Genomic DNA, 25557 nt, shown 5'->3' on the forward strand with positions numbered 1-25557 from the left:
TCGTGCGGTGTTACGCGGAAGGAGTGGCGCTTGCGCGCCGCCCCCTTCCGCACCCTGCCGTGGCAGCTGGGACATGCCGGTGGCAGGCGTCGCGACGAGATCCGTCGATGGCGGATCTCCCCCCGTCGGCGACCGTCGAGACGCTACCCACCCGGTCGATAAGAAAGCGATAAGAAGGTTTCTCTGGTCACCGGTGCTCGGCACCGGACGACGCAGCGGCCAGCCCGTTGGGGGTCACGCCGGCGGACGGCCCTGCCAGACGGCGTTCGACCTCGAACCGCTCGGGCACCCCCATACGCCGGAAGATCGCCAGGGCCCGTTCCCAGTGCCGGCGTGCCTCCGCCGGATCCGCTTCGGACAGGTGCTCGGCGAGGCCTGTCAGGGCTCGGCCCTGCTCGTACGGGTGCGCGATCCGGGTGGCCAACTGCAGGGCCGCCCGGTGTAGAGCGGTCAGCCTGCCGGCGTCCGCAGAGCCGGCCAGGGTGAACGCGAGATCGTTGAGCGCGGCGGCCTCGACGTGCGGCTCGCCCGACTCCACCGCCAACTCACGGGCAAGTTCGTGCTGTCGCACCGCCTCGTCAACGCGACCCAGACCGCGTAGCGCGACGCCGATGTCGTTGCGCACCTCCGGCTCCGCATAGCGGTGACCGGTACGCTCCCGCATCACCAACGCCGCCTGAAGTGCGCGCAGGGCGGCACCGTACCGCCCCATCCGGCATTTGACCCCACCGATGTGTCCCAGCGCGTTGAGGATGTGGAACTGGTTGTTGACCTGGCGACCGAGGAAGAGGTGCAGGCGATGCAGGCGCAGCGCGTCGTCGTACCGACCGAGCAGTCCGAGCGCGAGCCCCACGCTCGGCAGGAAACTCGGCACCTCGCCGGGGTCGTACCCGTTCTGGCTGCGCAGGCCGTCGAGACCGCAGCGCACAGCCTCTTCGAGGTCGCCGCGAATCCAGTGGATGGCTGCCAGGTTGTTCCGGTAGCGGCCGATGTTCTTCAGGTCGCCACGCCGCTCGGCGATGCGGACGGCGGCGCCGACGTGCTGCAACGCGTCCCCGTAGTCACCGGTGCGGACATAGGCGGAGGCGAGGTAGTTGTGCATCGCGGCGATGGCCGCGTCGTCCTCGACCAGCTCTGCCGCCGCGAGGCCGTGGAGATGTGTCGAAATGATGTCGTCGAAATAACCTCGAACGTAAAGGAAACGCCACAACAGCCGAGTCAATCGCCACGCCTGTTCGTGGTGTCGCCATTCCCGGGCCCGCACGACGAGCGACACGAGGTTTGCCCGCTCCGTCTCCATCCATTCCTCGGCCGGTGTGCCGACATCTGCCAAAAGGTCAGGGCGGCGAGGTCGACCGAGGCTTACCTGTCCGCGTACGAAACCGGACTCCAGATCGTCGGCGACGCCGAATGCAAGGTGGAGAACGAGGTCCAGCAGCTCGGCGAGAGCGGCATTCCGGGTGTCCGGTGAATCGTGTCGCATCGACAGTTCGTGGGCGTACTGGCGGATGAGGTCGTGCATCCGGTACCGCCCCGCCTCGACCTCTTCGATCAGATGACAGTCGACGAGAACGTCCAGTGCCTCGGTGGTGTCGGCGAGGGACAGGCCGGACACCGCACTGGCGATCGCCGCGCCGAACACCGTACTCGGATGGACGCCGAGCAGCCGGAACAGTCTCTTGGCGTCAGCGTCCAACGGCTCGTACGACGCCGCGAACGCGCCGGCCACGCTCCGATCGCCGGACGCCAGATGGTCCAACCGGCGCGCGTTGCCCGCCAGCAGCGCCGCCAGGTCGGCGACCCGCCAGGTCGGTCGATGCGCCAGCCTCGAACCGGCGAGCCGGATGGCCAGCGGCAGGTGCCCGCACTGCTCCACCACCGCCACCGCCGCCTCCGGTTCCGCCGCCACCCGTGCCGCGCCAGCCGTGGAGGCGAGCAGCGCCACGCCCTCCGCGACGTCCATCGCCGGCAGGGACACCGGCGGACCGACATCCAAGCCGGTGATCCGTCGCCGAGACGTCACGATCACGGCGCTCCCCGGCACCGTGGGCAACAGCGGGCGGACCTGCTCGGCGTCCGCCGCGTTGTCCAACACCACGATCACCCGGCGTCCGGTCAGCTCCCGGCGCCACAGGACCAGCCGGTCGGCGAGTTCCGGCGGTATCCGTCCGCCCGGCACACCGAGTTGGCGCAGCAGCGTCGCCAGCGCGGTCGTCGGATCCACCTTCGTGGCCGGGTCGTGACCCGCGAGGTCGATGAAGAGCTGTGCGTCCGGAAGACGGGCGGCTAGTCGGCCTGCGACGTGCAGGGCCAACGCCGTCTTGCCGCTGCCGGGCATGCCGTCGACGAGGTGCACCACGGAGACGGACGTGCCGGCACACAGCGTGGCCGTGACCAGGTTTTCGACCGCCGGGGCCCGGCCGACGAAGTCGGGCACCTCCCGGGGCAGGAACGGTGGCGCTGTGCCCTCCCGGCCCACCGCATCGCCCGACCGCGCCGACGGCGGGACACGGGACTTCGCCGGCCGCCGACGCTCCCGCTCGTGCGCAGCTATGTGCTGATGGAGCTGCCGCAATTCCGTCCCGGGCTCGATGTCCAACTGCTCGCGCAGCACCCGCCTCGCCTCGACATAGGCGGCGATGGCCCCGGCGTGGTCGTTGCGCAGGTGCAGAGCCCGCATGAGCAGCAGATGAGCGCGCTCGCGCAGCGGTTGTCCCATCAAGAGTTCCCGGAGCACCGGCAGCGCCTCGTCGTACCGACCCAGACGGATGCGCAGCTCGGCCAGGAGTTCGGCCGCCAGCAGCCGGTCCTCGGTCGCCGATGCCACCTGCGCCAGCAGTCCCGGGCCCAACGGAAGTCCGGTGAGCATGGGTCCCTGCCAGCGCGCCAGTGCCCGGTTCAGCAGGTCCGCCGCCGCCGAGTCGTCCACGTCGACGAGCCGACGGGCCTCGGCGACCTCGGACTGGAAGGCGAAGACGTCCACGAGCGAACTGTCGAGGTCGAGCCGGTAACCGTCGCGGGTGCGGACCAGCACCTCGCGTTCCGGCACCAACAACTCAAGACTGCGCCGTAGATTGGCCGCATAAGTACGGACATTAGGCACGGCCGAGTGAGGTGGACGGTCCGGCCACAACTCGTCGACGAGCTGACCCACCGACACCAGCCGCCCGGGGTTGCAGGCCAGCATGGCGAGAACCGTCTGCTGTTTCGGCGTCCCGAGGGGCAACACCCCCGAGTCGAGGCGTACCACGAGACCGCCGAGGACCTGAATCTGCACCGACCCCTCTGCCCGCATTCAAAGGATCACTGTACGCAGCTTAACCAGGATCCAGTGCTGCCAGGCCCCGCGCGATGCGGCAAGCTCGACCGAAACGGCGATGAAACGAGCAAAGCTCTCTGGTCACACTTGTTCAGCAGATAGCTTGCGGCGACGGGCATCGAGGAGGACAACGCGATCGGTCCACTAATTGGACCCTCCGTTAAGCGAGTGAAACTGAACGTAACTTAATATCACCATATTGGCCTATTCTGCGCAATAAGACACCTTTAGTCGCTAAATGCCCGCAAGCGCCCCTAGGGTTTGGCTACCAACGCGAAGGCAGCACCAAACTGGGGGTCGAGATGAACTCGAACGAATGGGGCTGATCCCATCTTCTGGATCAGGACCAACCGACGTACGCTTGCGGAGCGCAGCCCCTCGGTGACGAACGGGGACGATGGTTGGCTCTGCAGGAACGACAGACCGGGACCGATCGGCGGCTACTGCCGCTAATCGGTCTCGTCGTCGTTGTGGCCGGACTGGCCGCAGCGGTCTCCGTCGCCCACCTGCCCAGCTACGGAGCCGTCAACGCCACCCTGATCTGGACCGCCCTGATCTCCCTCGTGGCGGTCGGATTCACCGCCAAGGTCCGGGTCCGCATCCGCGCCTCCAACCACTACATCGCGTGGACCGAGACCGCGATCGTGATCGGCCTCGTCGTGGCACCGACCTCGGTGGTGGTCCTCGCCACCGGCTTCGGCGTCGCCATCGCCACCACACTGGCCCGACTCACACCGATCAAGCGCGTCTTCGGCATCGCCAAGAACATGCTCGTCGCCACGGCAGCCGGCCTGGTCCTGCAACTGTTCACCTGGCCACCAACCAACTCCGACATCGCCGAGACCGTCCTCCCGCTGGCAGCCGCCTACCTCGCCGCAGTGCTACTGGACGAACTCGTCACCCTGCCGGTCATCGCCATGGCCACCGGCACCTCGCTGCGCAACCTCTTCCTCGACAACTGGGACGTCCGCCTCACCGCAGCACTGACCCGTCCCATCGTCATCGTCGGCACCATCCTGATCGTCAAGATCGACACATGGCTGCTGCTGGTGGTACCGCCACTCGTCCTCAGCCTCCACCTACTCAACTCCAACCGCGTCCGCAGCCGCACCGAACAACAAGCCTGGCAACGGCTCGCCCAGACCACCGACGCGCTCAACGTCGTCGAACTCGACGACGTACTCACCACGGCGGTCACCCGCGCCGCCGAACTCTTCTCCGCCGACGAGGTCGAGATCGAACTGCGCGAGGACGGCCGGGTGGTACGCGGCTCCACCGAGACCATCACGTACGACGGCCCCCTCGGCGAACCCACCGAGGTACACGGCGCCACCGTCCCCGTACGCCTCGAAGGACACGACAAGACCGTCGACGTCGGCATGCTGCGGCTACGCTTCCGCGGCCCGGTACGGCTCTCCGAACGGGAGCGGTACACCCTGCACACCTTCGCCTCCGCACTGTGCACGGCCGTCCGCAACGCCCAGGCGTACGCCGAACTCGCCCGGGTGGCCCAGGCCCACGCCCACGCCGCCGCACACGACGCACTGACCGGGCTGGCCAACCGACGCCACCTGCTCGAAGAGGGCAACGAGCAGTTGCACCACCGGCACGCCGACGGAATCACCGCCCTGGTGCTCATCGACCTCAACCACTTCAAAGAGGTCAACGACACCCTCGGCCACGCCGCCGGCGACCAGATGCTGATGCAGGTCGCCGAACGGCTCCGCACCGCGGCCCGCGCCGACGACCTGGTCGCCCGCCTCGGCGGCGACGAGTTCGCCGTACTCCTGCGGGCACTTCCCGCCCCCGCCGTCGCCACGCACCGCGCCGACACCCTGCTCGCCGCCCTGCACGAACCGTTCGACGTCGACGGCATGCGGATCAGCGTCGAAGCCAGCGGCGGGATCGCCGTCGCCCCCGCCACGGGCGGCATGGTCGAACTGCTCCGACGCGCCGACGTCGCCATGTACCAGGCCAAACGGAGCGGCAACCGGATCGCCACCTACGCACCCGCACGCGACACCGCAGACATCGGCCGACTCACGCTCGGCGGCGAGCTGCCCCGCGCCGTCGCCGACCAGGAGTTCACGGTCAACTTCCAGCCCATCGTCGACCTCGGCACCGGCGAAGTCATCGCCGCCGAGGCACTGGCCCGCTGGCACCACCCCACCCACGGCATGATCGACCCACTGCGCTTCCTGGAAGCCGTCGAACGCTCCGGACTGCTCCCCGCGTTCGCCGACGCCATCCTCGACCAGGCCCTGATCGCCGCCGGCACCTGGCGCGACGCCGGCTTCGACGTCCCGGTCGCGGTCAACGTCTCCCCCCGCAGCCTCCTCGACGCCCGCTTCCCCGGATCCGTCCTGGCCCGCCTACGCGCCCACGACCTGCCCCCCGACCGGCTGGTCCTGGAACTCACCGAAACCCTCACCCTCAGCCAACTCGACGTCGTCGACCAGGGACTCACCCGACTACGCGAGGCCGGCATCCGGCTCGCCCTCGACGACTTCGGCACCGGCTACTCCTCGCTCTCCCTGCTCTCCCGCATCCCGGTCCACGAACTCAAGATCGACCGAAGCTTCGTGACCGCCATGGAGTCCGCCACCGAAGCCGCCGCCATCATCCGCTCCACCCTCGACCTCGGCCGCAGCCTCAACCTGGCCGTCGTCGCCGAGGGAGTCGAACGCGAAGCCCAACGCCGCGCCCTCTGGGAACTCGGCTGCACCGCCGGACAGGGCCACCTCTTCGCCCGCCCACTCGCCGCCGGCACACTCCTCGCCGCCCTCCAACGCGGCGCCGGCGGCCGACCGGGAAGCCTCGCCGCACCCCTGCACGACGCCGGCTCCGTCGTCCGGCTACCCAAGGGACGACGGCAGGGGGGCCGGGGCCACCACCAGCCCGCCTGACACACTGGCCGACGTGAGCGCCGCCACCTCGACCCCCCACCGCACCGGCAGGTGGCACCGCCTCGACACCGCCGCCGACGGCCTCGCCCTCGACCTCGGCCTGTACTCCACCGCAGCCGTCTTCGCCGCGATCACCGCCGCCACCAGCACCCTCGTACCCCACCGGGCCTGGGGCACCATCGCCGCACTCGGCTACCTCGCCGCCGCACTCGCCGCCACCGGACAGCTCCTCCTACGCCGCCACCGGCCGCACTCGAAACTGGTCACACTGCCCGGACGCGCACTGGTCACCGCACTCGCCTGGGCCGGCACCGCCCTGCTCCCCCTGATCTGGCAGAGCGTGCAACGCGCGTCCGGACGCACCGACCGCGCCCAGGAGGAGGTCCTGGTCGTCGAGGACTCCGGCACCCGCCTCGTCGACACCGGCACCCCCTACCTCGGGCCCGACGCCATCGCCGCACTGCCCGCCGACGAACGACTCCTCGGCTACACCCCCTACCAGCCGGGCATGGCCCTCTTCGGAATACCCCGCGCGTTCGCCGACACCTGGTGGACCGACGCCCGGGTCTGGTTCGCCGTCGGCACCGCCGTAGCGCTGCTGCTCGCCATCCGCGTCCTGCGACCACCCACCGCCCGCACCGGAACCACCCGACACGACGCCCTGCTGCTCCGCGGCGTACAGGCCGCCACCGTCCTGCCCGTATGCGCGCTCACGCTCGCCACCGGCGGCGACGACCTGCCCGTACTCGCGCTCTGCCTGCTGGCGCTCGCCCTCGCCGCCACCGCCCGACCCGGCTGGGCCGGCGTCGCGGTCGGGCTCGCCGGAGCCCTGAAACTCTTCGCCTGGCCGGTCGCCGCAGTACTGATCATCTGGGGCCTCACCCGCCGCGCCGGCCTACGCGTCGCCGCCGGAGCCCTCGGACTCCCCGCCGCCGCACTGCTCCCCACCCTGCTGGTCGACCGCAACGCGCTGGTGGAGAACGTGCTGCGCTTCCCCCTCGGGCACGGCCTGGTCTCCAGCCCCGCCGCCAGCCCGTTCCCCGGCTACCTGATCGCGAACGCCCTGCCCGCCGGCCGGGTGATCGCCGCCGCGCTGCTGGTCGCCGCCGGGGTCGCCATCGCCGTCCTGCTCGCCCGCCGCCCACCCCGCACCGCCCGCAGCGCCGCCCTGATCTGCGGGTACGGCCTGCTCGTCGCGATCCTGCTGATGCCCGCCACCCGCTTCGGCTACCTGCTGTACCCGATCGCGTTCCTGCTCTGGGCCCCCGCGCTCGACCTCGGGATCCGGCAACCGCCGAGCACGGACGACCCACAGGGCGTAGACCTGAGGACATGACCACCTACCGCGACCGCACCGAGGCGGGCCAGGTACTCGCCGACCGACTCACCGCCCTGGCCGGCGAACCGGACCTCGTCGTGCTGGGCCTGGTACGCGGCGGCGTACCGGTGGCGCAGGTCGTCGCCGAACGCCTCGACGCACCCCTCGACGTTCTCGTGGTCCGCAAACTCGGCATGCCGTGGGCCCCCGAGGTCGCCTTCGGCGCACTCGGTCCCGGCGGGGAACGCGTCCTCAACGACGTCGTCGCCGAACGGCTGAGCCCCGACGACATCGCCGGAGTACAGGAACGCGAACAGACCGAACTGGACCGGCGGGAACAGCTCTACCGGGCCGACCGACCGCCGCTGGACCTCACCGGCCGTACCGCCCTGATCGTCGACGACGGCCTGGCCACCGGCGCGACCGCCCGCGCCGCAGTCCAGGTCGCCCGCCACCTCGGCGCCCGCCGCGTGGTGGTCGCCGTACCCGTCAGTGCGCCGCAGGCCCACGAGATGCTGGCCGCCGAGGCCGACGAGGTGGTCAGCGCGCTGTGCCCCGCCGACTTCGGCGCGGTCGGCGCCTACTACGACGACTTCCACGAGGTCTCCGACCACGAGGTCACGGCGGCGCTGACCACTATCGGGTGAACCGACCAGGTACCTTCGGGTCATGAGCCTGACCTGTCCCAAGTGTCGCGGAGAGATGCGCCAGTACGAGCGCAGTGGGGTCGTCATCGACCAGTGTGGCGAGTGCCGCGGGATCTTCCTCGACCGTGGTGAGCTGGAGAAACTGTTCGAGGCGGAGGCCAACTGGAGCGCCGCCCAGCAGGCCCCGCCCGCCCCCCAGGGTGGCTACCAGCCCCCGCCGCCGCCCCCGGCTCCCGCCCCGCACCAGCCCGGTTACGGCGCGGTCCCGCCGCCCCCGCCCCCGCCGCACGGCTACCCGGCCCCGGCACCCGCGTACGGCCACTCCCAGCAGCACTACGGCTACCACGGCCACTACCGGCGCAAGAAGCGCAAGAGCTTCCTGGACGACATGTTCGGCTGAGCAACACCGCGACCGGGCCGCCACCTCGGCCGGCCCGGTCGCCCGCCAGACCGGGCCCGTCTCGGACGGCTCAGACGATGGCCATGTCGACGAATCGCGACAGGTGCAGCTGGGCAGCCACGGTCACCGTGTCGGTCGGACCATTTCGATGCTTGGCAACAATGAAATCTGCCTCTCCGGCCCGAGGCGATTCCTTGTCGTAGTAGTCGTCGCGATGCAGAAGTATGACAACATCGGCATCCTGCTCAATTGATCCAGATTCACGCAAATCGGACAATTGTGGACGCTTGTCGGTGCGCTGCTCGGGGCCACGGTTCAGCTGGCTGACCGCAATGACCGGGCACTCGACCTCCTTGGCCAGCAGCTTCAGGCCTCGGGACAGGTCCGCGACCTCCTGCTGCCGACTCTCGGTGCGCTTCGGTGAGGTCATCAGCTGGAGATAGTCGACCACGATCAGCTTGAGGTCGTGTCGCTGCTTGAGTCGACGAGCCTTGGCCCGGATCTCCATCAGGTTCATGCTCGGCGTGTCGTCCACGAAGAGTGGCGCCTCACTGATCTCACCCATGCACCGGGCGAGCTTCGTCCAGTCGTCGTCGGAGAGTTGCCCGCTGCGCAGTACGTGCAACGGCACACGCGCTTCGGCCGAGAGCAGCCGCATGACGATCTCGACCTTGCTCATTTCCAGCGAGAAGATGGCCGCCGCATGGTTCGCTCGAATTGCCGCATTTCTGGCAAAATCCATACTTGCCGTAGATTTTCCCAAACCAGGTCGACCTGCCACGATGATCAATTGGCCGGCGTGCAAGCCGTTGAGCAGGCGGTCCAGGTCGGTGAAGCCGGTGGGTACGCCGGTCATCACGCCGCCCTGCGCGCCGACGGCCTCGATCTCGTCGAGGGTCGGTTGAAGCATGTCCGCCAGGATGGCGAAGTCCTCGCTGACGCGACGTTCGGTGACGTCGTAGACGGCCTGCTGAGCCAGGTCGACGACGTCGTCAACGTCGCGAGTGCCGCCGCCTCCGGTGCCGTATCCGAGTTGGACGATCCTGGTGCCGGCCTCGACCAGCCGTCGGAGTACCGCCCGTTCACTCACGATGCGCGCGTAGTACGCGGCGTTCGCGGCGGTCGGCACGCTCGCGATCAGCGTGTGCAGGTACGGGGCGCCGCCGATCCGGGCCAGGTCGCCGGAGTCGGCCAGCGCCGCGGCGACGGTGATCGCGTCGGCCGGCTCACCGCGACCGTAGATCTCCAGGATGATGTCGAAGATGGTGGCGTGCACCGGCCGGTAGAAGTCGTTGGTCTTGAGGATTTCGACGACGTCGGCGATGGCGTCCTTGGACAGCAGCATCCCGCCCAGGACGCACTGCTCGGCCGCGACGTCCTGGGGTGGCGTCTTGTCGAACTGGCCGTCGCGCGGTGGCGGACCGGACGGCTGCCCTCCGCCGGGAAACGACTCTGTTCGCATGTCATCCGTGACCGACACCGGGTCCCCCTCCACTGCGTCGGATCGTGCCCGGGCTCACCGCCCGGGTGCGACGGTCGACCGGCCGTCGATCGGGGGCATCTGGCGGCGGGCCGGGGGCTAACGATACGGAACCCGAGGTCAGCCACCAACCAGCCCGGTGGATGAGCCTCGGGACAACCTGTGGATGGCGGTGGGCGAGCATGTGCGCAGCGTGTGCACAGCATGTGGATAACTCCTGGGGAACAGTGGGGCGCACGCCATTGAGCTGGACAGGTAATGTCCACAGCCTGTGGACAGGAATTTCTGGGTAGGGCTTTGTCCTGAACGTCCCGTAGGATCGGTGCCCTACGGCTACACCTGGACAGCGGATTGCGCTTTCGGTTGAGAAGGGTCACGCTCCGGCCGTGAGTTACCGGGACTGGGTACGCGGGGAGGACGGCCCGCGTGAGCGGCCGACCGCTTCGTGGGCCGAGCCCGTGGATCGGGACCCGGACGAGCGATACGACTCCGCGGTCGAGCGGTACCGCACCCCGAGTCGCCGCCGGGCCGCCGAGCGCGGCCAGGAGGAGCCGGCCGAGCCGTACCTGCCGCGCTGGGCGCTGGAGTCCGGCGTGCGCAGTGTCGACGGCGGCGGGCGGCACGCTGCTCCTGATGAGGATGACGAGGTCGAGCGGCCACGGTACGCGGGTGGTCGGCGTTCGGCCGAGCGCGGCGGGAGTCGCCGGGCCGGTGAGTCGAGTTGGCGCGAGCCCACGGCACGGGCTGCCCTGCCGGCGTCCGATCACACCCGGGAGTGGACGTTCGACCGTCCACAGGAAGAGGGGTACGTCGGTAGTCGTCGCGCCGAGGACGACGACCCGGTCTCGGGCGTGACGCCGCAGAGCCGGCCGCGTCGGGCCCCGTCGCAACGTCGCCAGGTGACCTGGTCGGGGCTTGCGGAGGAGGAGGCCGAGACCGGCGCGTCCGAGCCGGCTGTCGAGCCTCCCACCCGGCGTCGACGTCGTGCGGCGGAGCCCTCGACGCCGGCGGTGGATCCGTGGCAACGGGGCACGGAGCGGGCGGCGGAGCCGGAGTACCAGCAGCCGGCGGTGGATCCGTGGGACGCCTCCGGCCTGCACGCGTGGGACCAGTCGGCGGTTGACGGTCGCCGGAAGGACTCCGCGTCGACCGATCCCTGGGACGCGGACAGTACGAGCCAGTGGCTTCAGGCGGCGGGTGCGGATCCGTGGCTCGAGCCGGACAGCACCGGTCAGTGGGATCGGTTCGCGGAGCCGGAGCCGGAGCCGCGGGAGCGGGATCGGCCACCGGAGCGGAAGCGGCCACCGGAGCGGCAGGCCGGTTACTCCGAGCCGGACCGGTGGGACCGGACGGAACCGCCGCGTTCGGGTGCGGTTCCGGCGACCTCGGGTGCGGGGCAGTGGTCCTGGATGGAGCGTGCGGAGCAGGAGCCGGAGCAGGCGCAGGCGCGGGAGCCCTTCTGGCCGGGTACGCGTCTGGCAGGCGACGATCCGCGGTGGGTGGATGCGCCCGAGTCGGCGCCTCGGTCGCCGGTGGTCGGGTACACCGCGCCTCGGCCACGACCCGCGCCCCGTCGGCGTTCGTCGCCCGCGCCGGCTCCGCCTCGGCCGGTCGGCATGGCGGCCGTACGGCGGCGGATCGAGGCGGTCGGTTCCGGGGGCTGGAACCGGCGACTCGAGGACGACCTGCTCGATCCGGATCCGGGTGGTCCGTGGCTGCCGCTGCTGTACACCGCGGCCTGTTACCTGCTGCCGGCGGTAGTGATCTTCGTCTGGTTGCTGACGCTCGACGGGGCGCCACCGGCCGGTTGTGTGACCGATATCAGTGGTGGCGGCTGTGATTCGCCACGGGCGCGGGCGTTCGGCGCAATGGTGGCCGGGTTGCCCCGTTTCGGGTTGGCGTTGATGAGCAGCCTGGCGGTCGCGATGTTGCTGCGTCGGGTGGGTACGACGTGGCGGTCGACCACGGTGGCGTTGGCCGCTGCCGTCGTGGGTGGTGGTCTCTCCACGGTGATGATCAGTGCGGTGACGGGCCAGCCCATCGGCTGACGAGGTTCGGGCACCGTGAGTCGGCCTTCGTCGATCGCGTACGCGACAGGGCCCGCACCATTGATCGGTGCGGGCCCTGTCGCGTACGTCAGCGGGGCGCTCAGCCCTGCACAACGTTGAGGTTGAACGTGGCGGTCACCTCGGGGTGCAGCTTGACCCGCACCGCGTGCGACCCGATCGCCTTGATGTGGCCGGGAAGCTCCAGCCGACGTCGGTCGAGCACCGGGCCGCCGGCCGCCTTGACGGCGTCGACGATCTCGGCGGAGGTGACCGAGCCGAAGAGCCGACCACCGTCACCGGCGCGGGCCTTCAGGTTGACCTTGAGACCCTCGAGCTGGCCCTTCACCTCGTTGGCGTGGCCCAGATCGCGGATCTCCCGTGCCGAGCGGGCCCGCTTGATCAGCGTGACCTGCTTCTCCGCGCCCTTGGTCCAGGCGATCGCGAAGCCCTGCGGGAGCAGGTAGTTACGGCCGTAGCCGTTCTTGACCTCGACGATGTCGCCGGGGGTGCCGAGTCCGGACACCTCCTGAGTCAGGATGATCTTCATGGCGGCGCCTCCTCTCAGCGGGCCGTAGCGGTGTACGGCAGGAGCGCCATCTCACGGGCGTTCTTGACCGCACGGGCGATCTGCCGCTGCTGCTGCGAGGTCACGCCGGTCACCCGCCGAGCGCGGATCTTGCCGCGGTCGGAGATGAACTTGCGCAGCAGGGCGGTGTCCTTGTAATCGATATAGGTGATCCCGTCCTTGTCTAGCGGGTTCACCTTCTTCTTCGGCTTGCGCAGTGCCGCAGCCTTCGCCATTGCTCTTGCTCCTGGTTTACGATCACGGGCGCTCGGCGCCATTAGAACGGAGGCTCCTCGTCGAAGTTGCCGCCACCCGAACGGGAGGGGGCTGGTGCGGCCGAAGCCCAGGGGTCGTCGAAGTTGCCTCCGCCGCCGCCCTGGCCACCACCACCGCCGCTGTTGCCGCCGCCGCCGAAGCCGCCGCCGCTACCGCCGGAGCGGGACATCTTCTGCACCTTCGCCGTGGCGTAGCGCAGAGACGGGCCGATCTCGTCGACCTCCAGCTCGATGACGGTGCGCTTCTCGCCCTCGCGGGTCTCGTAGGACCGCTGACGCAGCCGGCCCGACACGATCACGCGGGCACCGCGCTGCAACGACTCCGCCACGTGCTCCGCGGCCTGACGCCAGACGGTGCACGCGAGGAACAGGGGCTCGCCGTCCTTCCACTCGTTGGACTGCCGGTCCATGTACCGGGGCGTCGAGGCGACCCGGAACTTGGCGACGGCTGCCCCCGAGGGGGTGAACCGCAACTCGGGGTCATCGGTCAGGTTCCCGATGACCGTGATGGTGGTGTCTCCTGCCATGACCAACTCCTCGCACACTCAACCGTTCCGCCGTACAGGTTCTCAGAACCCTCTGACAGCGCGGGTGAGGCTGTTCCGGGTGGGGCTAGGTGGATGGATTAGCGCATTTCCGGGCGGATGACCTTGGTGCGCAGCACGGACTCGTTGAGTCGCAGCTGGCGGTCCAGCTCGGCCACCGCCTCAGGCGATGCCTGAAGGTCGACGACGGCGTAGATGCCCTCGGCCTTCTTGTTGATCTCGTACGCGAGGCGCCGGCGGCCCCACACGTCGGTCTTCTCCACCGAGCCACCCGCGGTCCTGATCACGTTCAGGTACGTGTCGAGCGACGGGGCGACGGTGCGCTCCTCGAGGCTGGGGTCGAGGATCACCATGATCTCGTAATGACGCAAGACGTGCTCACCTCCTGTGGGCTAAGCGGCCACGGTCCTTCCGTGGCAGGAGGTCGTGCGTCGCTGCCCGTCCCGCACCGGGGGAACCCGACCGGGAGCGGACAACCGGACCAGGATACCCGGCCCGGACGATCACCATCACCGAGGTGACCGGCACAGCGAACCGGGGGTCCGCGTCGACGTCGCTGTCGACCCGGACCCCCGGTCACGGGACCGCGGGGCGTCCCGTCCGCATTCCTTGGGTGGGACCTGGGGAGGAACGACCACACCGATGAGGTTGGACCGAAGACGCCCCGCGGAGCTTTATCACGTTGTTATCTGACGATATCCCGGAAGTCAGCTCTTCATGGGGCAAATCCCAGAATTGCCGACATTTTTCTCCGTCGACGTCCGTCGACGTCCTGCTGATGCCGATGCGCCCGACCGGCCCGGTCGTGCATCGACAGGCCGCCGGTCCGTCGACACCGGGATCGGGGACGTCCGAAGCGCCGGATCCATCGGTATCAACGAGTTCCGACGCGCGCGGTGACGCCACCGGGCCGGTGGGCGTCACCCAGACCGTCGGTCGCGGGACGTAGGCTCCCCTGCATGCGTATCGGAGCCCACGTCGATCCGACCGACCCGCTGGCGGAGGCGACCGCCCGAACGGCCGACACCGTGCAGTTCTTCCTCTCCGACCCGCAGGGTTGGAAGGCCCCACAACCCCGTGCGGACGCGGAACAGTTGCGCGCCGCCGAGGTCGACGTCTACGTGCACGCGCCGTACGTCGTCAACGTCGCCACCGGCAACAACCGGATCCGTATCCCGAGCCGGAAACTCCTGCTCGCGCACGCCCAGGCGGCCACGGCGATCGGCGCCAAGGGGCTGGTGGTGCACGGTGGTCACGTCAACGCGGGTGACGATCCGGCGAGCGGCATCGAGAACTGGCGCAAGGCCCTGGCGTACGCGGCCGACTCCGGCGGTTTCGGACTGCCGGTGCTGATCGAGAACACGGCCGGCGGCGAGAACGCCTGCGCCCGTCGACTCGACGCGCTCGCCCGGCTCTGGGACGTCATCGGCGCGTACGACGTGGGCTTCTGCCTCGACACCTGCCACGCGCACGCGGGCGGCGAGGAACTCCTCGGCCTGGTCGACCGCGTCAAGGCGATCACGGGGCGGGTCGACCTGGTGCACGCCAACAACTCAAAGGACGCGTTCGACTCGGGCCGGGACCGGCACGACAACCTGCGTGGCGGCACCATCGAGCCGGACCTCCTGGTGGCCGTGGTCCGGGCGGCCGATGCTCCGGTCATCGTGGAGACCCCGGGCGGTGCTGACGGGCAGAGCGGTGACATCGCCTTCCTGCGTGGACAACTCGGCTCGGAGACGTCGGCGGCATGACCACGGACCAGTCCGCCACCGGCGGCTCACAGTCGGCCTCCCAGGACGGCACCACGGCCGAGCCGCCCGCCTCCGGCGGGTCGACCGAAGCGCCTCCGGCCTCGGCGGCCACGGACGCAGCGGCCGATACCGGCACTGACGCCGACGGCCGAGGCACCACGGACGGCAAGAAGAGCGACAGCACCGGCAAGAGTGCGACCGCCGGGACCGCCGCCTCCGGTGCGCGCACGGCCGCAAGCGGCGACGACGCCGCCCTCGACGCGGACCCGGGCACGAGCGGCAGCACGGGCACGACCGGCAAGGCCACCGCCGGCGAAGGCGGGACGGCCGGGCCCGGCGACCAGAGCGCCCCCGCCAGCAAGACCACGCCCGGCACGAGCACGTCCAGCGAGGCCGCCGCGCTCGGCGCGGGCACCGGCGATGACCAGGGTTCCACCGGCGAGACGGCTGGTGGCACCGGCAAGGACGCCACGAGCAAGGACCAGACGAGCAAGGACGATACGAGCAAGGACGCACCCAGCAAGGACGCACCCAGCAAGGACGCCGACGAATCGGGCAAGGAGAAGGCCGGCGAGGGCGCCCCGGGCGACGGCAAGCCGGACCCGTGGGCCGCCTTCGGACCGGCTCCCGTGCCGGTACCCACCTGGTACGGGCGGCTCGGTCGCCGGCTCGGCCGGTTCGCCATCCACGAGTGGACCCTGGCCGCCCTCGGGTCGCTGGCGCTGGCCGTCCTGATGACCTGGCCGACGCTGCGCTACCCACGGCACACCCTGCCGCAGGACTACTGGGACCCGAGCTTGCAGGCATGGCAGATGGCCTGGTCGGGGCACATCCTGAAGACCGACCCGGCCCAACTCTGGCACGCCAACACGTTCTTCCCCGAGCGGTGGAGCTTCGCGTTCTCCGACACCCTGCTCGGGTACGCCCCGGCAGGCATGATCGGGACCGGCCCCGAGCACGCGCTCCTGCGGTACAACATCATGTTCGTGCTCGCCCACGCGCTCGCCACGTTCGGCGCGTACGTGCTGGCGCGGCAGCTCGGAGCGAGCCGGATCGGCTCTGCGGTGGCCGGGGTCAGCTACACCTACGCGCCCTGGTTGCTGGCGCAGGCCGGCCACCTGCACGTGATCTCCAACGGCGGTATCCCGCTGGCGCTGGCCATGCTCGCGCGGGGGCACGGCTGGTCGCTACGGCACGGCTACCGGCCCGAACGTCGCAACCCCGGTTGGGTGTACGCCGGTTGGCTGGTCGCAGCCTGGCAGTTGAGCCTCGGTTTCGGCATCGGTCTGCCGTTCGCGTACGTCCTCGCCGGCACGGTCGTGGTGGCCGCCGTCATCTGGTACGCCAAGCGCATCTTCTGGCGGGTGAAGCGGCCCTTCGGTCAACGGCTCCTGACCGCCGACCTGATCGGTGGCCTGATCTTCGCCGGAGTCGGCATCCTGCTGGCCATCCCGTACTTCACGGTGACCCAGCTCCACCCGCACGCGGAACGTTCCATCGCCGACATCGCCGTCTTCTCCCCTCCGGCGACCGGCTTCGTCACCGCTCCCGGTGAGTCCCGCGTCTGGGGCGAGCTGCACGAGGGCGCTCGGGCGATCCTGCCCTGGCACCCGGAGATGACGTTGCTGCCCGGCTTCGTGCTGTACGCGTTGGCTGCCGGCGGAGTGTTCTTCTCGATCTGGACGGCCCGCCAGCGTCTGCTGCTCCTTCTCGGCGTGCTGGTCACGATGGTGTTGGCGATGGGCACCGAGTTCTTCGGCGGCACCTTCACCTACGTACCGCTCTTCGACCACCTGCCCGGCTGGAACGGCATCCGTACGCCGGGACGGCTGATGCTCTGGACCACCCTGTTGTTGGGGCTGCTCGCGGCGGGCGCGGTCAGCGCGTTCGCCGAGCGGGTACGGGAGATCTCCGCCGCGCGGATCCCGTCCTGGCCCAGCCCCTGGCTGCGCCTGGCCACCCTGGTCCCGCTGGTGCTGGTCGTCGCCGAGGGCACGAACACCACCCCGCAGCCGGTGGTGCCCCCGCAGCCGGCCGCCATGCGCGAGGTCGACGGTCCGATGCTGGTGCTGCCCAGTAGCCAGGGCCACGACCAGCCGGTGATGCTCTGGTCGACCTCGCGGTTCCAGCAGGTCGTCAACGGCGGTAGCGGCTTCGTGCCGCGGCAACTGGACGATGTCCGCCGGGTGACGATGGCCTTCCCGGACCAGACCAGCGTCGACTACCTGCGCACCCTGGGCGTGCAGAACGTCCTGATCCTGCGGGACCTGGTCGTCGGCACGCCCTGGGAGATCAGCATCGACGCACCGGTCGACGGGCTCGGCATCACCCGTGAGGAGATCGGCTCGGTCGTCGTCTTCCGGCTCTGAGTGGGCCGGTGGCGGTCAGCCGGTGGTGACGGGGACCGGGGCGGGGTCGGTGGTGGCGCGGCGACGTCTCCATCGGTCCAGCCAGGGGGCGTCGGGGGCGCCGTCGAGCACGCCCCCGTCGGGGTCGTCCTGGTAGGTGCTGCGGACCGCGTCCCGTTCGGGGTGCAGGATCTCCCGGATCACCAGCACGCACAGGACCACCACCGTGGTCAGTCGCAGGCTGGCGGCCAGCACGAAGACGCCCTCGGGGAAGACGGGCCGGCCGGTGGAGGCACCCAGCAGTTGGCCGTAGAACGCGACGAAGTAGCAGATCTCGGCGGCCTGCCAGGCGAGGAACGCGCCCCACTTGGGTCGGGCCAGCACCACCAGCGGCAGCAGCCAGAGGACGAACTGCTGCGACCAGACCTTGCTGAAGATCAGGAAGACGGCGACCACGAGGAAGGCGAGTTGGCCGAGCCGGGGCCGGCGCGGTGCCAGCAGCCCGAGGGCCCCGATGCCGAGGCAGGCCAGTCCGAAGAGTACGTACGACAGGTTGTTGAGGGTGGGGATGTTGGCGTCGAGCCACTGGAACGGACCCATGCTCGCCGGATCGCCCACCTTGCCGTCCAGGTAGCGACCGATGTACCACAGCGTGCCCCAGTCGATCGGGCGCTCGGTGTTGAGTTCGAAGAAGCGCTTCCAGCCGTCCCGGGTGGCTTCCGGGAGGGCCACCGGCAGGTTCACCGCCAGGACCGTGACCACTGCCGCACCGATCGCTGTGAACGCGGCTCGGAGCCGGGCCGTACGGAAGGCGAGCACCAGGATCGGGCCGAGTATGAACAGTGGCCACATCTTCGCCGCCCCGGCCAGCCCGAGCAGGATCCCGGCCAGGACTGGTCGGCTGCGTGCCCAGGCCAGCAGCCCGAACGCGCCCAGTCCGATGGCGAGCAGGTCCCAGTTGACGGTGGCGGTGATCAGCAGTGCGGGGGCCAGGGCGAAGAGTGCGGCGTCCCATGGTCGTCGTCGGCGTAGCGACAGCAGCACCGCCACGGTGGCCACCGCCAGCGCCCCGAGTACGAGCACGTTCAGGTTGTAGAACCACTGTCCCTGGTTGATCTGCGGGTTGCCGTCACCCACGGCGTGCACGGGCAGCCCGAGCGCCCCCATGAAGTACCCCGTCAACACCGGATACTCGACCGGGTGGTCCCGGTAGGGCACGGCACCCTCGTGGAGTCGCTCCGCGTAGTAGAGCGCCAGTACGTCGGTGTAGCAGAAGCGGGTGTACTGCTTGTTGTCCACCCATGCGCCGTCCTGGCAGGGCGATTTCTGCACCCAGTGCAGGGCCAGGGTCAGGCAGGTCAACGCCAGGACGATGCGGACGGCCGTCCAGAACCGGCGTTCCGAGCCGCTCTGGCGGTCGCGCGCGGTGGCGTGGTCACCGAGCGGACCGCCGATCAGCCCGGAGAGGCCCCGCACGAAGCCGTCGGAGCGGGACGGGTGGTCGGGTACACCGGATTCATCGATGCCGGGCGTCGACTGGGTGCTCATGACCGTGCATCCTGCCGTATCAGTTGACCGCGCAGAAGTCGAACCACGGCAACGCTCGCGGATCATTCGTCGATGGATGCCGATCCGCCAGGGGCCATGAACGCCGCGTGGGCGGCCCGAACCAGGTTCGGGCCGCCCACCACGTGGACCGGATGTCAGTTCCGGGTGCTTCTGGGTGGCAGCAGACCGCCTCCACCACCACCCGGTCCTTGGCCGCCGTTGTTCGGGTCGCCACCGCCGGGACCGTTGTTGCCACCGCCCGGGCCACCGTTACCGCCGCCTGGACCGCCGTTGCCGGGGCCGTTGTTGCCCGGACCGCCAGTGATGCCGCGCTCCAGCAGACAGGGCAGGTCGGTGGGGTCACAGTTGTTCTGCCCGGCCGGCGGCGCGGGCGGCGGAGGCGGCGGCGGTTCCTCACCGTTGCCCAGTTTGTCGTCGCCGACTCCGGTCACGTTCGGCAGGTCGACGGGGTCGGAGCTCTTCAGCGCGTCATCCATGTAGCGCTTCCACACCGCCGCCGGGAAGCCACTACCGCCGACGTTGGCGCCGTTCTTGTCGACGATGGCCGGCTTCTTCGGGTCCTTGCTGCCGACCCAGACGGCGGTGGCGACGTTCTTGTCGTAGCCGACCATCCAGGCGTGCGCGTTCTTGTCGGTGTTGTTGTGCTCCCAGGTGCCGGTCTTGCCGGCCGCCTGCCGGCCGTTGCTCAGGCCGGCGTTGCTGCGGCTGGGGATCTCCTTCAGCACGGCGGTCACCTCGTCGGCGACCTCCGACCTGATCACCTGCGTGCCGCCGCCCTTCGTCAGCTTCTCACCGGCGATCTTGTCCCACTTGCCGGTCGCCTTGTTCTGCTTCTCCACCACCCGGACGAAGTGGGCCTTGTTGTACTTGCCGCTGTTGGCGAGCGTGGCCAGCCCGTTGGCGTGGTCGAAGACGGTGATCGGGTACTGCCCGAAGCCGATGACCCGGTCGAACGTCTTCTTGCCGAGGTCCTCGGGCTTGTTCTTGGTCAGGTCGTACGGCTTCGGCGGGTCGACCGACCAGATGGTCCGGATGCCGGCCCGGCGGGCGATGTCGATGACCTTGTCCTCACCGACCTGCTCGGCGATGTGGAAGAACGGCACGTTGTACGAGAGCACGGTCGACTCCTGCAGCGTGCAGGACTTGTTGCAGTTCTCCCGGACGTCCCGCCCGGCGTTGATGATCTCGTTGGCGTAGCCCTCGGGCTTGAACGGGGTCGCGTCCCAGCGCGACTTGACCGAGATCCCCTCGTCGATCGCCGCCGCCAGCGTATAGACCTTGAACGACGAGCCCGGCGGGTGACCACCGACGATGTCGCCGTTGCTGTTGGTGTTCATCCCGGCGTAGTCGAAGTCCGCGCCGCTGTTGCCGCCGTAGTAGGCCAGCACCCGCCCGGTCTTCGGGTCGATGGAGACCGCCGCCGCCATCAGGTTCTTCGGCTGCCCGTAGAGCACCGAGCCCTTGCGGTCCGGCCGGGCCGCCTCTTCCAGGGCCTTCTGCATCTTCGGGTCGATGGTGGTGGTGATCCGGTAGCCGCCCTCACGCAGCTCGGTCACGCAGTTCGGCAACTCCGTCGCGCCGGAGTTGGAGCAGATGCCCCACTCCTCCATCTCCTTGCGCACATAGTTGATCACGTTGCCGACCGGGGTGGCGACACCGAACCCGTTGTCCTTCTTGATCTTCTGGACCTTCGGGTACTCGGTCGGCCGCTCGAGCTTGCCGGGCACGCCCAGCCAGCCCTCCTCGACCATGCCGTTGATGACGTACTCCCACCGGGACTTGGCGTCGACCTCGTTGACCTCCGGGTCGAATCCCTGGTGGGTGGCGCTGGCGACCGGCTGTTTGATCAGCGCGGCGAGCACCGCCGCCTGTGCCGGGGTGAGCTTCTCGGTGGTGGTCTTGAAGTACGTCTGTGCCGCCGCCTCGATGCCGTACGCACCTCGACCAAAGTAGATCACGTTGAGGTAGTTCTCCATGATCTGCTCTTTGCCGAAGTTGTCGTTCAGCTTGGAGGCGAGGATCGCCTCCTTCACCTTCCGGCCGTAGCTGTCGTCCTGAAGGTTCTCGTAGGCGTTACGGGCGTACTGCTGGGTGATGGTCGAGGCGCCCTGTCGGTCACCGCCGGAGAGGTTGTTCCAGGCGGCCCGGGCGATGCCCTTGTAGTCGACGCCGGAGTGCCGGTAGAAGTTGCGGTCCTCGGCGGCGGCGACGGCGTGCTGTACATGTTCGGGGATCTTGTCGATGGTGACGAAGATCCGGTTCTCGTTGCCCAGCTTGGCCACGACGGTCTTGTTGTCCTTGGCGTAGACCGTGGTGGAGAGCGGCAGCGGGATCTCCTTGGGCAGCACCACGTTCGTCGAGTAGTAGGTGAACCCGACGACGCCGATGCCGGCCAGCATGATGAACACCGCGAAGCTGGCGATCAGCATGTTCATCCGCTTGCGCTTGCGGGCGCGGGACACCGCGTCCGGGTCGCGGCCACCGCGACCGGGACCCGCCGGACCGCCCGGGCCGCCAGGCCCGCCGGGTCCACCGGGACCGCCGACACTGGCCCGGGCCACCGCGGCCCGGCCACCGGCACCGCCCACGGACGCCGCACCGACGCTCGCCCGGCCGGCCGACGCCGCGCCGACGGACGCGCGTCCTGCGGGCCCGCCCGGGGCCGGGCTCACCGGCACCGAAGCCCGCCCGGACCGACCGGGGGCGGGCGAGACGGGCACCGAGGCGCGACCGGGCCCGGCCGGCGAGACCGGCACGGAGGCCCGGCCGGGGCCGGCGCGACCGACGGAGGCGGAACCGACCGACGCCGAACCGGCGGCGGTACCGCCGCGCGGCGGTACGCTCGCCGATCCGCCGACCGAGGCGCGGCCACCGGCCGAGGCACGGGCCGACGGGCCGGACGACTCCGGACCGCTCGACCAGTTGCCTCCGCGAGGATCACCACCCGGATAGCGGTACGCGTCGTCCGCCTGCCCCGGGTCGTCCTGGCCCGGAATCCGGGCCCGTCCGCGCGAGGAGCTGGGATCGCCGTACGAATTCATTCCTCACACCCTGCCGTCGCGGTGGGGCGCACTCGCACCGCCACCGGTTTGCCGTGAGTTGGGACACCCCGAGCGCGGGGCACGGGGGTGCCGCCGCATCAGTGCCACATCCGAATCATTCGGACTAATCAGACCTACAAGCCGTCGGTCACCCCGGTCGCGTGCAGTACGGCCGGGGCCGGCCGATCGAGCTCGAATCACCGTTGCGCCTCTCGCCTTCGCCGGGCACCCGCTCCACTCGCGGCAGCCACTCCACCCGGCGTCTCCTGCTCCGACTCGCCACCGGTCAACCCGTCCCGCCCGAGAAGGTACTGCTCGACGAGATGGTTCCAGTCACAGCCGAGACACACCTCCACCACGAAGACCTGGAACTCACGCAGCGTCATTGCCAACACGGACAGCTCCGCGACCGTGCGGGCCTGGCCGGCTGACTGCTTGAGCTCGTCGCCATAAATGTAATGGACGTGCGTGAGGTTCTCGCTCCGGCAAATCGGGCATCGCTGGTCCGTGGACTCGCCGTGGAACCGAGCCGCGTTCTTCAGGTAGGGAGACGCGTCGCACAGGTCATAGGTGCCGACGCGACCGGCGAGGAGTTCACGCAGCAGCGCTCGCTTTCGGAGCGAGTAGTCGACGACCTGGCGCTGCGTACGCATGCGGCAAAGGGTACGCGGTCTCGTCTGGCGGGGCGACCACCGTGACGATCCGTGATGAGGGGACCTCGGAGCGAGGAGTTTGCCCGCCGAGGTGTGAGACGCTACGGTTCGATGTATCGGCCCGATACATCGCGGCGGTTAGCGCTCCACGCACAGGGTAAAGGAAGGATGGCCGTGCTCGAACTCGCCATCCTCGGCCTGTTGCAGGAGGCCCCGATGCACGGCTACGAGCTCCGCAAGGAGCTCACCGCCAAGCTCGGGGCGATCCGTGCTGCGATCAGCTACGGCTCGCTCTACCCGACCCTGCGCCGGTTGCAGGCGGCGGGATGGATCACCGAGGCCGCCGAGACACCCGCCACCGCCGAGGAGGTTCCCGCGCTGACCAGCCGACGAGGTCGGGTGGTCTACACCATCACCGCGGAAGGAAAAGAACGCTTCGCTCAGCTCATCGCGCAGACCGGGCCGGAAACCTACGGCGACACCGGTTTCGGTGTGCACTTCGCGTTCTTCTCCCGAACCGACCGGGCGACCCGACTCCGCATCCTGGAAGGTCGGCGCCGCACGATCGAGGAACGTCGCGAGGGCCTTCGCGACATGCTGGGCCGGGCGGCCGAGCGCCTCGACGCGTACACCCTGGAGCTGCAACGCCACGGCCTGGATGCCTGTGAGCGTGAGGTCCGGTGGCTGGAGGAGCTCATCGCCAACGAGCGCTCCGGCCGTGCCCCGACGGTCCCGCACGACGGGACGGCCGGCGGCCGACGAGATGACAACAGCCCGCCTCCGCCTGGAGAGACCAGGACAGAGCGGCCGTGACCAAGAAGAAGGAGGCACACGCGATGGGCTCCGTCCGCGTCGCCATCGTCGGTGTGGGTAACTGCGCCTCGTCCCTGGTACAGGGCGTCGAGTACTACCGGAACGCCGACCCGAACGACCGCGTCCCGGGTCTCATGCACGTCACCTTCGGCGACTACCACGTCTCTGACGTGCAGTTCGTCGCGGCGTTCGATGTCGACGCCAAGAAGGTGGGCATGGACCTCGCGGAGGCGATCGTCGCCAGCGAGAACAACACCATCAAGCTCTGCGACGTGCCGCCGACCGGCGTCACCGTGCAGCGTGGCCCGACCTTCGACGGCCTCGGGCAGTACTACCGCGAGATCATCAAGGAGTCGGACGTCGAGCCGGTCGACGTGGCCAAGGCGCTGCGCGACGCGCAGGTCGACGTGGTCGTCTCCTACCTGCCGGTGGGCTCGGAGCAGGCCGACAAGTTCTACGCCCAGGCCGCCATCGACGCGGGCTGCGGGTTCGTCAACGCCCTGCCGGTCTTCATCGCCTCGGACCCGGAGTGGGCGCAGAAGTTCACCGACGCCGGCCTGCCGATCGTCGGTGACGACATCAAGAGCCAGGTCGGCGCCACCATCGTGCACCGTGCCCTCGCGAAGCTCTTCGAGGACCGGGGCGTCGAGCTGCTGCGTACGTACCAGCTCAACTTCGGCGGCAACATGGACTTCATGAACATGCTGGAGCGCAACCGCCTGGTCTCGAAGAAGATCTCGAAGACCCAGTCGGTGACCTCCCAGGTGCCGCACGAGATGGCCAAGAGCGACGTGCACATCGGCCCGTCGGACCACGTGCCGTGGCTGGACGACCGCAAGTGGGCGTACATCCGCCTGGAGGGTCGCTCCTTCGGCGACGCCCCGCTCAACGCGGAGCTCAAGCTCGAGGTGTGGGACTCGCCGAACTCGGCCGGCGTCATCATCGACGCCGTCCGGGCCGCGAAGATCGCCATGGACCGGAAGATCGGTGGCCCGATCCTGTCGGCGTCGTCGTACTTCATGAAGTCCCCGCCGGTGCAGTACGCCGACCACGAGGCGCACGCCGCCGTCGAGGGCTTCATCACCGGTGAGGTCGAGCGCTGACGCGCTGACCACCAGCAGCACCGTGAAGGGCCGGGTCCACGTGGACCCGGCCCTTCACGGGTCAGGACCAGGCCTGTTGCAGGGCCACGCGGGCCTCCAGCTCCAGCAGCTTGACCTTGCGGTCCAGACCGCCGCCGAAGCCGACCAGCTTGCCGCCGGCTCCGATGATCCGGTGACACGGCACGATGACCGGGACCGGGTTGCGGTTGCAGGCCACCCCGACCGCGCGGGCGGCACCGGGATCCCCCAACCGCCGGGCCACCTCGCCATAGGTCATCGTCTCGCCGTACGGGATGAGGGTCATCTCCCGCCACACCGCCCGCTCGAACTCGGAGCCTCGGGGCACCCGCACCGGCACACCGAACTCGGTCGCCTCACCGGCGAAGTACGCGCGCAGCTCCGCCACCGCCCGCCGGGACACCTCGTCGACCGGTTCCCTCGGCGCGCCCGCCACCGCCGCGAAGTGCGTCCCGCACACGCTGTCACCCTCGGTGGCCACGGAGAAGTCCCCGATCGGCGAATCCAGCACGGTCCAACGCATCCCGCCATTGTCCCCCAGCCGCCCACCGCGACCACGATCGCGCTCGAACCGGGATCGAGTGGTGTCCCACCACGTCCGATGCCCCTCGATCCGGGATCGAGGGGCATCGGGCGATCCTGTGCACAGCGCAACGGCCGGCGCCCCACCGACGCCGAGCCCGAGTACGACCCGGTCGATCTCGCCCGCCCGCTGGCGGGTTTGCTGCGGTATTTCGTCGCTCATGGTCACCCCGAAC

Annotated in this window: 19 protein-coding genes; 9 read left to right on the forward strand and 10 right to left on the reverse strand. The window is 69.7% G+C overall.

The window, feature by feature from the left end:
• Positions 1–187 precede the first annotated feature (187 nt).
• The gene (locus ABZ738_RS27270) at positions 188–3295 is read right to left on the reverse strand and encodes an AfsR/SARP family transcriptional regulator (protein WP_131053445.1); all 3108 of its coding nucleotides are present in this window, start codon (positions 3293–3295) and stop codon (positions 188–190) included.
• 425 nt (positions 3296–3720) lie between these two features.
• On the opposite strand from ABZ738_RS27270, the gene ABZ738_RS27275 reads away from it, so the two are divergent.
• Genes ABZ738_RS27275 through ABZ738_RS27290 form a run of 4 tightly spaced genes read left to right on the forward strand, consistent with a single transcriptional unit; the run spans position 3721 to position 8590 of the window.
• Positions 3721–6225 carry a bifunctional diguanylate cyclase/phosphodiesterase gene (locus tag ABZ738_RS27275; RefSeq protein ID WP_236145753.1) on the forward strand — a complete coding sequence of 835 codons (2505 nt, stop codon included), beginning with the start codon at positions 3721–3723 and terminating at the stop codon, positions 6223–6225.
• Positions 6226–6238: 13 nt separating this feature from the next.
• Positions 6239–7561 (forward strand): glycosyltransferase family 87 protein, encoded by a 1323-nt coding sequence (locus tag ABZ738_RS27280; protein WP_131053447.1) that lies wholly within the window; start codon positions 6239–6241, stop codon positions 7559–7561.
• Entirely contained in the window at positions 7558–8190 is a 633-nt protein-coding gene (locus tag ABZ738_RS27285) for a phosphoribosyltransferase family protein (protein WP_131053448.1), read from the forward strand. Before ABZ738_RS27280 ends, ABZ738_RS27285 begins: the two co-directional genes overlap by 4 nt.
• 22 nt (positions 8191–8212) lie before the next feature.
• Positions 8213–8590 carry a zf-TFIIB domain-containing protein gene (locus tag ABZ738_RS27290; RefSeq protein WP_176095591.1) on the forward strand — a complete coding sequence of 126 codons (378 nt, stop codon included), beginning with the start codon at positions 8213–8215 and terminating at the stop codon, positions 8588–8590.
• 70 nt (positions 8591–8660) lie between these two features.
• Here ABZ738_RS27290 and dnaB read toward each other — a convergent pair whose 3' ends face one another.
• Positions 8661–10052 (reverse strand): replicative DNA helicase, encoded by a 1392-nt coding sequence (dnaB, locus tag ABZ738_RS27295; protein WP_131053612.1) that lies wholly within the window; start codon positions 10050–10052, stop codon positions 8661–8663.
• 404 nt (positions 10053–10456) lie between these two features.
• Here dnaB and ABZ738_RS27300 point away from each other — a divergent pair, with 404 nt between their 5' ends.
• The gene (locus ABZ738_RS27300; protein ID WP_131053611.1) at positions 10457–12118 is read left to right on the forward strand and encodes a hypothetical protein; all 1662 of its coding nucleotides are present in this window, start codon (positions 10457–10459) and stop codon (positions 12116–12118) included.
• 100 nt (positions 12119–12218) lie between these two features.
• Here ABZ738_RS27300 and rplI read toward each other — a convergent pair whose 3' ends face one another.
• From rplI to rpsF, 4 genes are all read right to left on the reverse strand, one after another.
• The gene (rplI, locus tag ABZ738_RS27305) at positions 12219–12665 is read right to left on the reverse strand and encodes a 50S ribosomal protein L9 (RefSeq protein WP_131053610.1); all 447 of its coding nucleotides are present in this window, start codon (positions 12663–12665) and stop codon (positions 12219–12221) included.
• A 14-nt stretch (positions 12666–12679) separates the two neighbouring features.
• Entirely contained in the window at positions 12680–12919 is a 240-nt protein-coding gene (rpsR, locus tag ABZ738_RS27310; protein WP_007073789.1) for a 30S ribosomal protein S18, read from the reverse strand.
• Positions 12920–12960: 41 nt separating this feature from the next.
• Positions 12961–13503, reverse strand: a complete 543-nt coding sequence (locus tag ABZ738_RS27315) for a single-stranded DNA-binding protein (RefSeq protein ID WP_201272393.1) — start codon at positions 13501–13503, stop codon at positions 12961–12963.
• 80 nt (positions 13504–13583) lie between these two features.
• Positions 13584–13874 carry a 30S ribosomal protein S6 gene (gene rpsF, locus ABZ738_RS27320; RefSeq protein WP_117228245.1) on the reverse strand — a complete coding sequence of 97 codons (291 nt, stop codon included), beginning with the start codon at positions 13872–13874 and terminating at the stop codon, positions 13584–13586.
• A gap of 588 nt (positions 13875–14462) precedes the next feature.
• Between rpsF and ABZ738_RS27325 the strand changes: the two genes are divergently transcribed.
• Positions 14463–15254, forward strand: a complete 792-nt coding sequence (locus ABZ738_RS27325) for a deoxyribonuclease IV (RefSeq protein ID WP_131053608.1) — start codon at positions 14463–14465, stop codon at positions 15252–15254.
• Positions 15251–17623 carry a hypothetical protein gene (locus tag ABZ738_RS27330; RefSeq protein ID WP_357217716.1) on the forward strand — a complete coding sequence of 791 codons (2373 nt, stop codon included), beginning with the start codon at positions 15251–15253 and terminating at the stop codon, positions 17621–17623. Before ABZ738_RS27325 ends, ABZ738_RS27330 begins: the two co-directional genes overlap by 4 nt.
• Positions 17624–17638: 15 nt before the next feature.
• Here ABZ738_RS27330 and ABZ738_RS27335 read toward each other — a convergent pair whose 3' ends face one another.
• The 3 genes from ABZ738_RS27335 to ABZ738_RS27345 form a co-directional block, all read right to left on the reverse strand.
• On the reverse strand, positions 17639–19150 hold the full coding sequence (locus ABZ738_RS27335; protein WP_131053606.1) for a glycosyltransferase 87 family protein: 1512 nt from the start codon (positions 19148–19150) through the stop codon (positions 17639–17641).
• A gap of 155 nt (positions 19151–19305) precedes the next feature.
• On the reverse strand, positions 19306–22212 hold the full coding sequence (locus ABZ738_RS27340; protein ID WP_357217720.1) for a transglycosylase domain-containing protein: 2907 nt from the start codon (positions 22210–22212) through the stop codon (positions 19306–19308).
• 197 nt (positions 22213–22409) lie between these two features.
• Positions 22410–22865, reverse strand: coding sequence for a DUF5318 domain-containing protein (locus ABZ738_RS27345; RefSeq protein ID WP_131052108.1), 456 nt, complete (start codon positions 22863–22865; stop codon positions 22410–22412).
• A gap of 174 nt (positions 22866–23039) precedes the next feature.
• Here ABZ738_RS27345 and ABZ738_RS27350 point away from each other — a divergent pair, with 174 nt between their 5' ends.
• Entirely contained in the window at positions 23040–23678 is a 639-nt protein-coding gene (locus ABZ738_RS27350; protein WP_131052109.1) for a PadR family transcriptional regulator, read from the forward strand.
• A gap of 23 nt (positions 23679–23701) precedes the next feature.
• Positions 23702–24781 carry an inositol-3-phosphate synthase gene (locus ABZ738_RS27355; protein WP_131052123.1) on the forward strand — a complete coding sequence of 360 codons (1080 nt, stop codon included), beginning with the start codon at positions 23702–23704 and terminating at the stop codon, positions 24779–24781.
• Between the two features lie 61 nt (positions 24782–24842).
• Here ABZ738_RS27355 and ABZ738_RS27360 read toward each other — a convergent pair whose 3' ends face one another.
• A complete protein-coding gene (locus tag ABZ738_RS27360) occupies positions 24843–25322 on the reverse strand; it encodes a methylated-DNA--[protein]-cysteine S-methyltransferase (protein ID WP_131052110.1) in 480 nt (159 codons plus the stop codon).
• Between the last annotated feature and the right edge of the window lie 235 nt (positions 25323–25557).

Source organism: Micromonospora sp. NPDC047793 (assembly GCF_040642635.1).
GTDB lineage: Bacteria > Actinomycetota > Actinomycetes > Mycobacteriales > Micromonosporaceae > Micromonospora.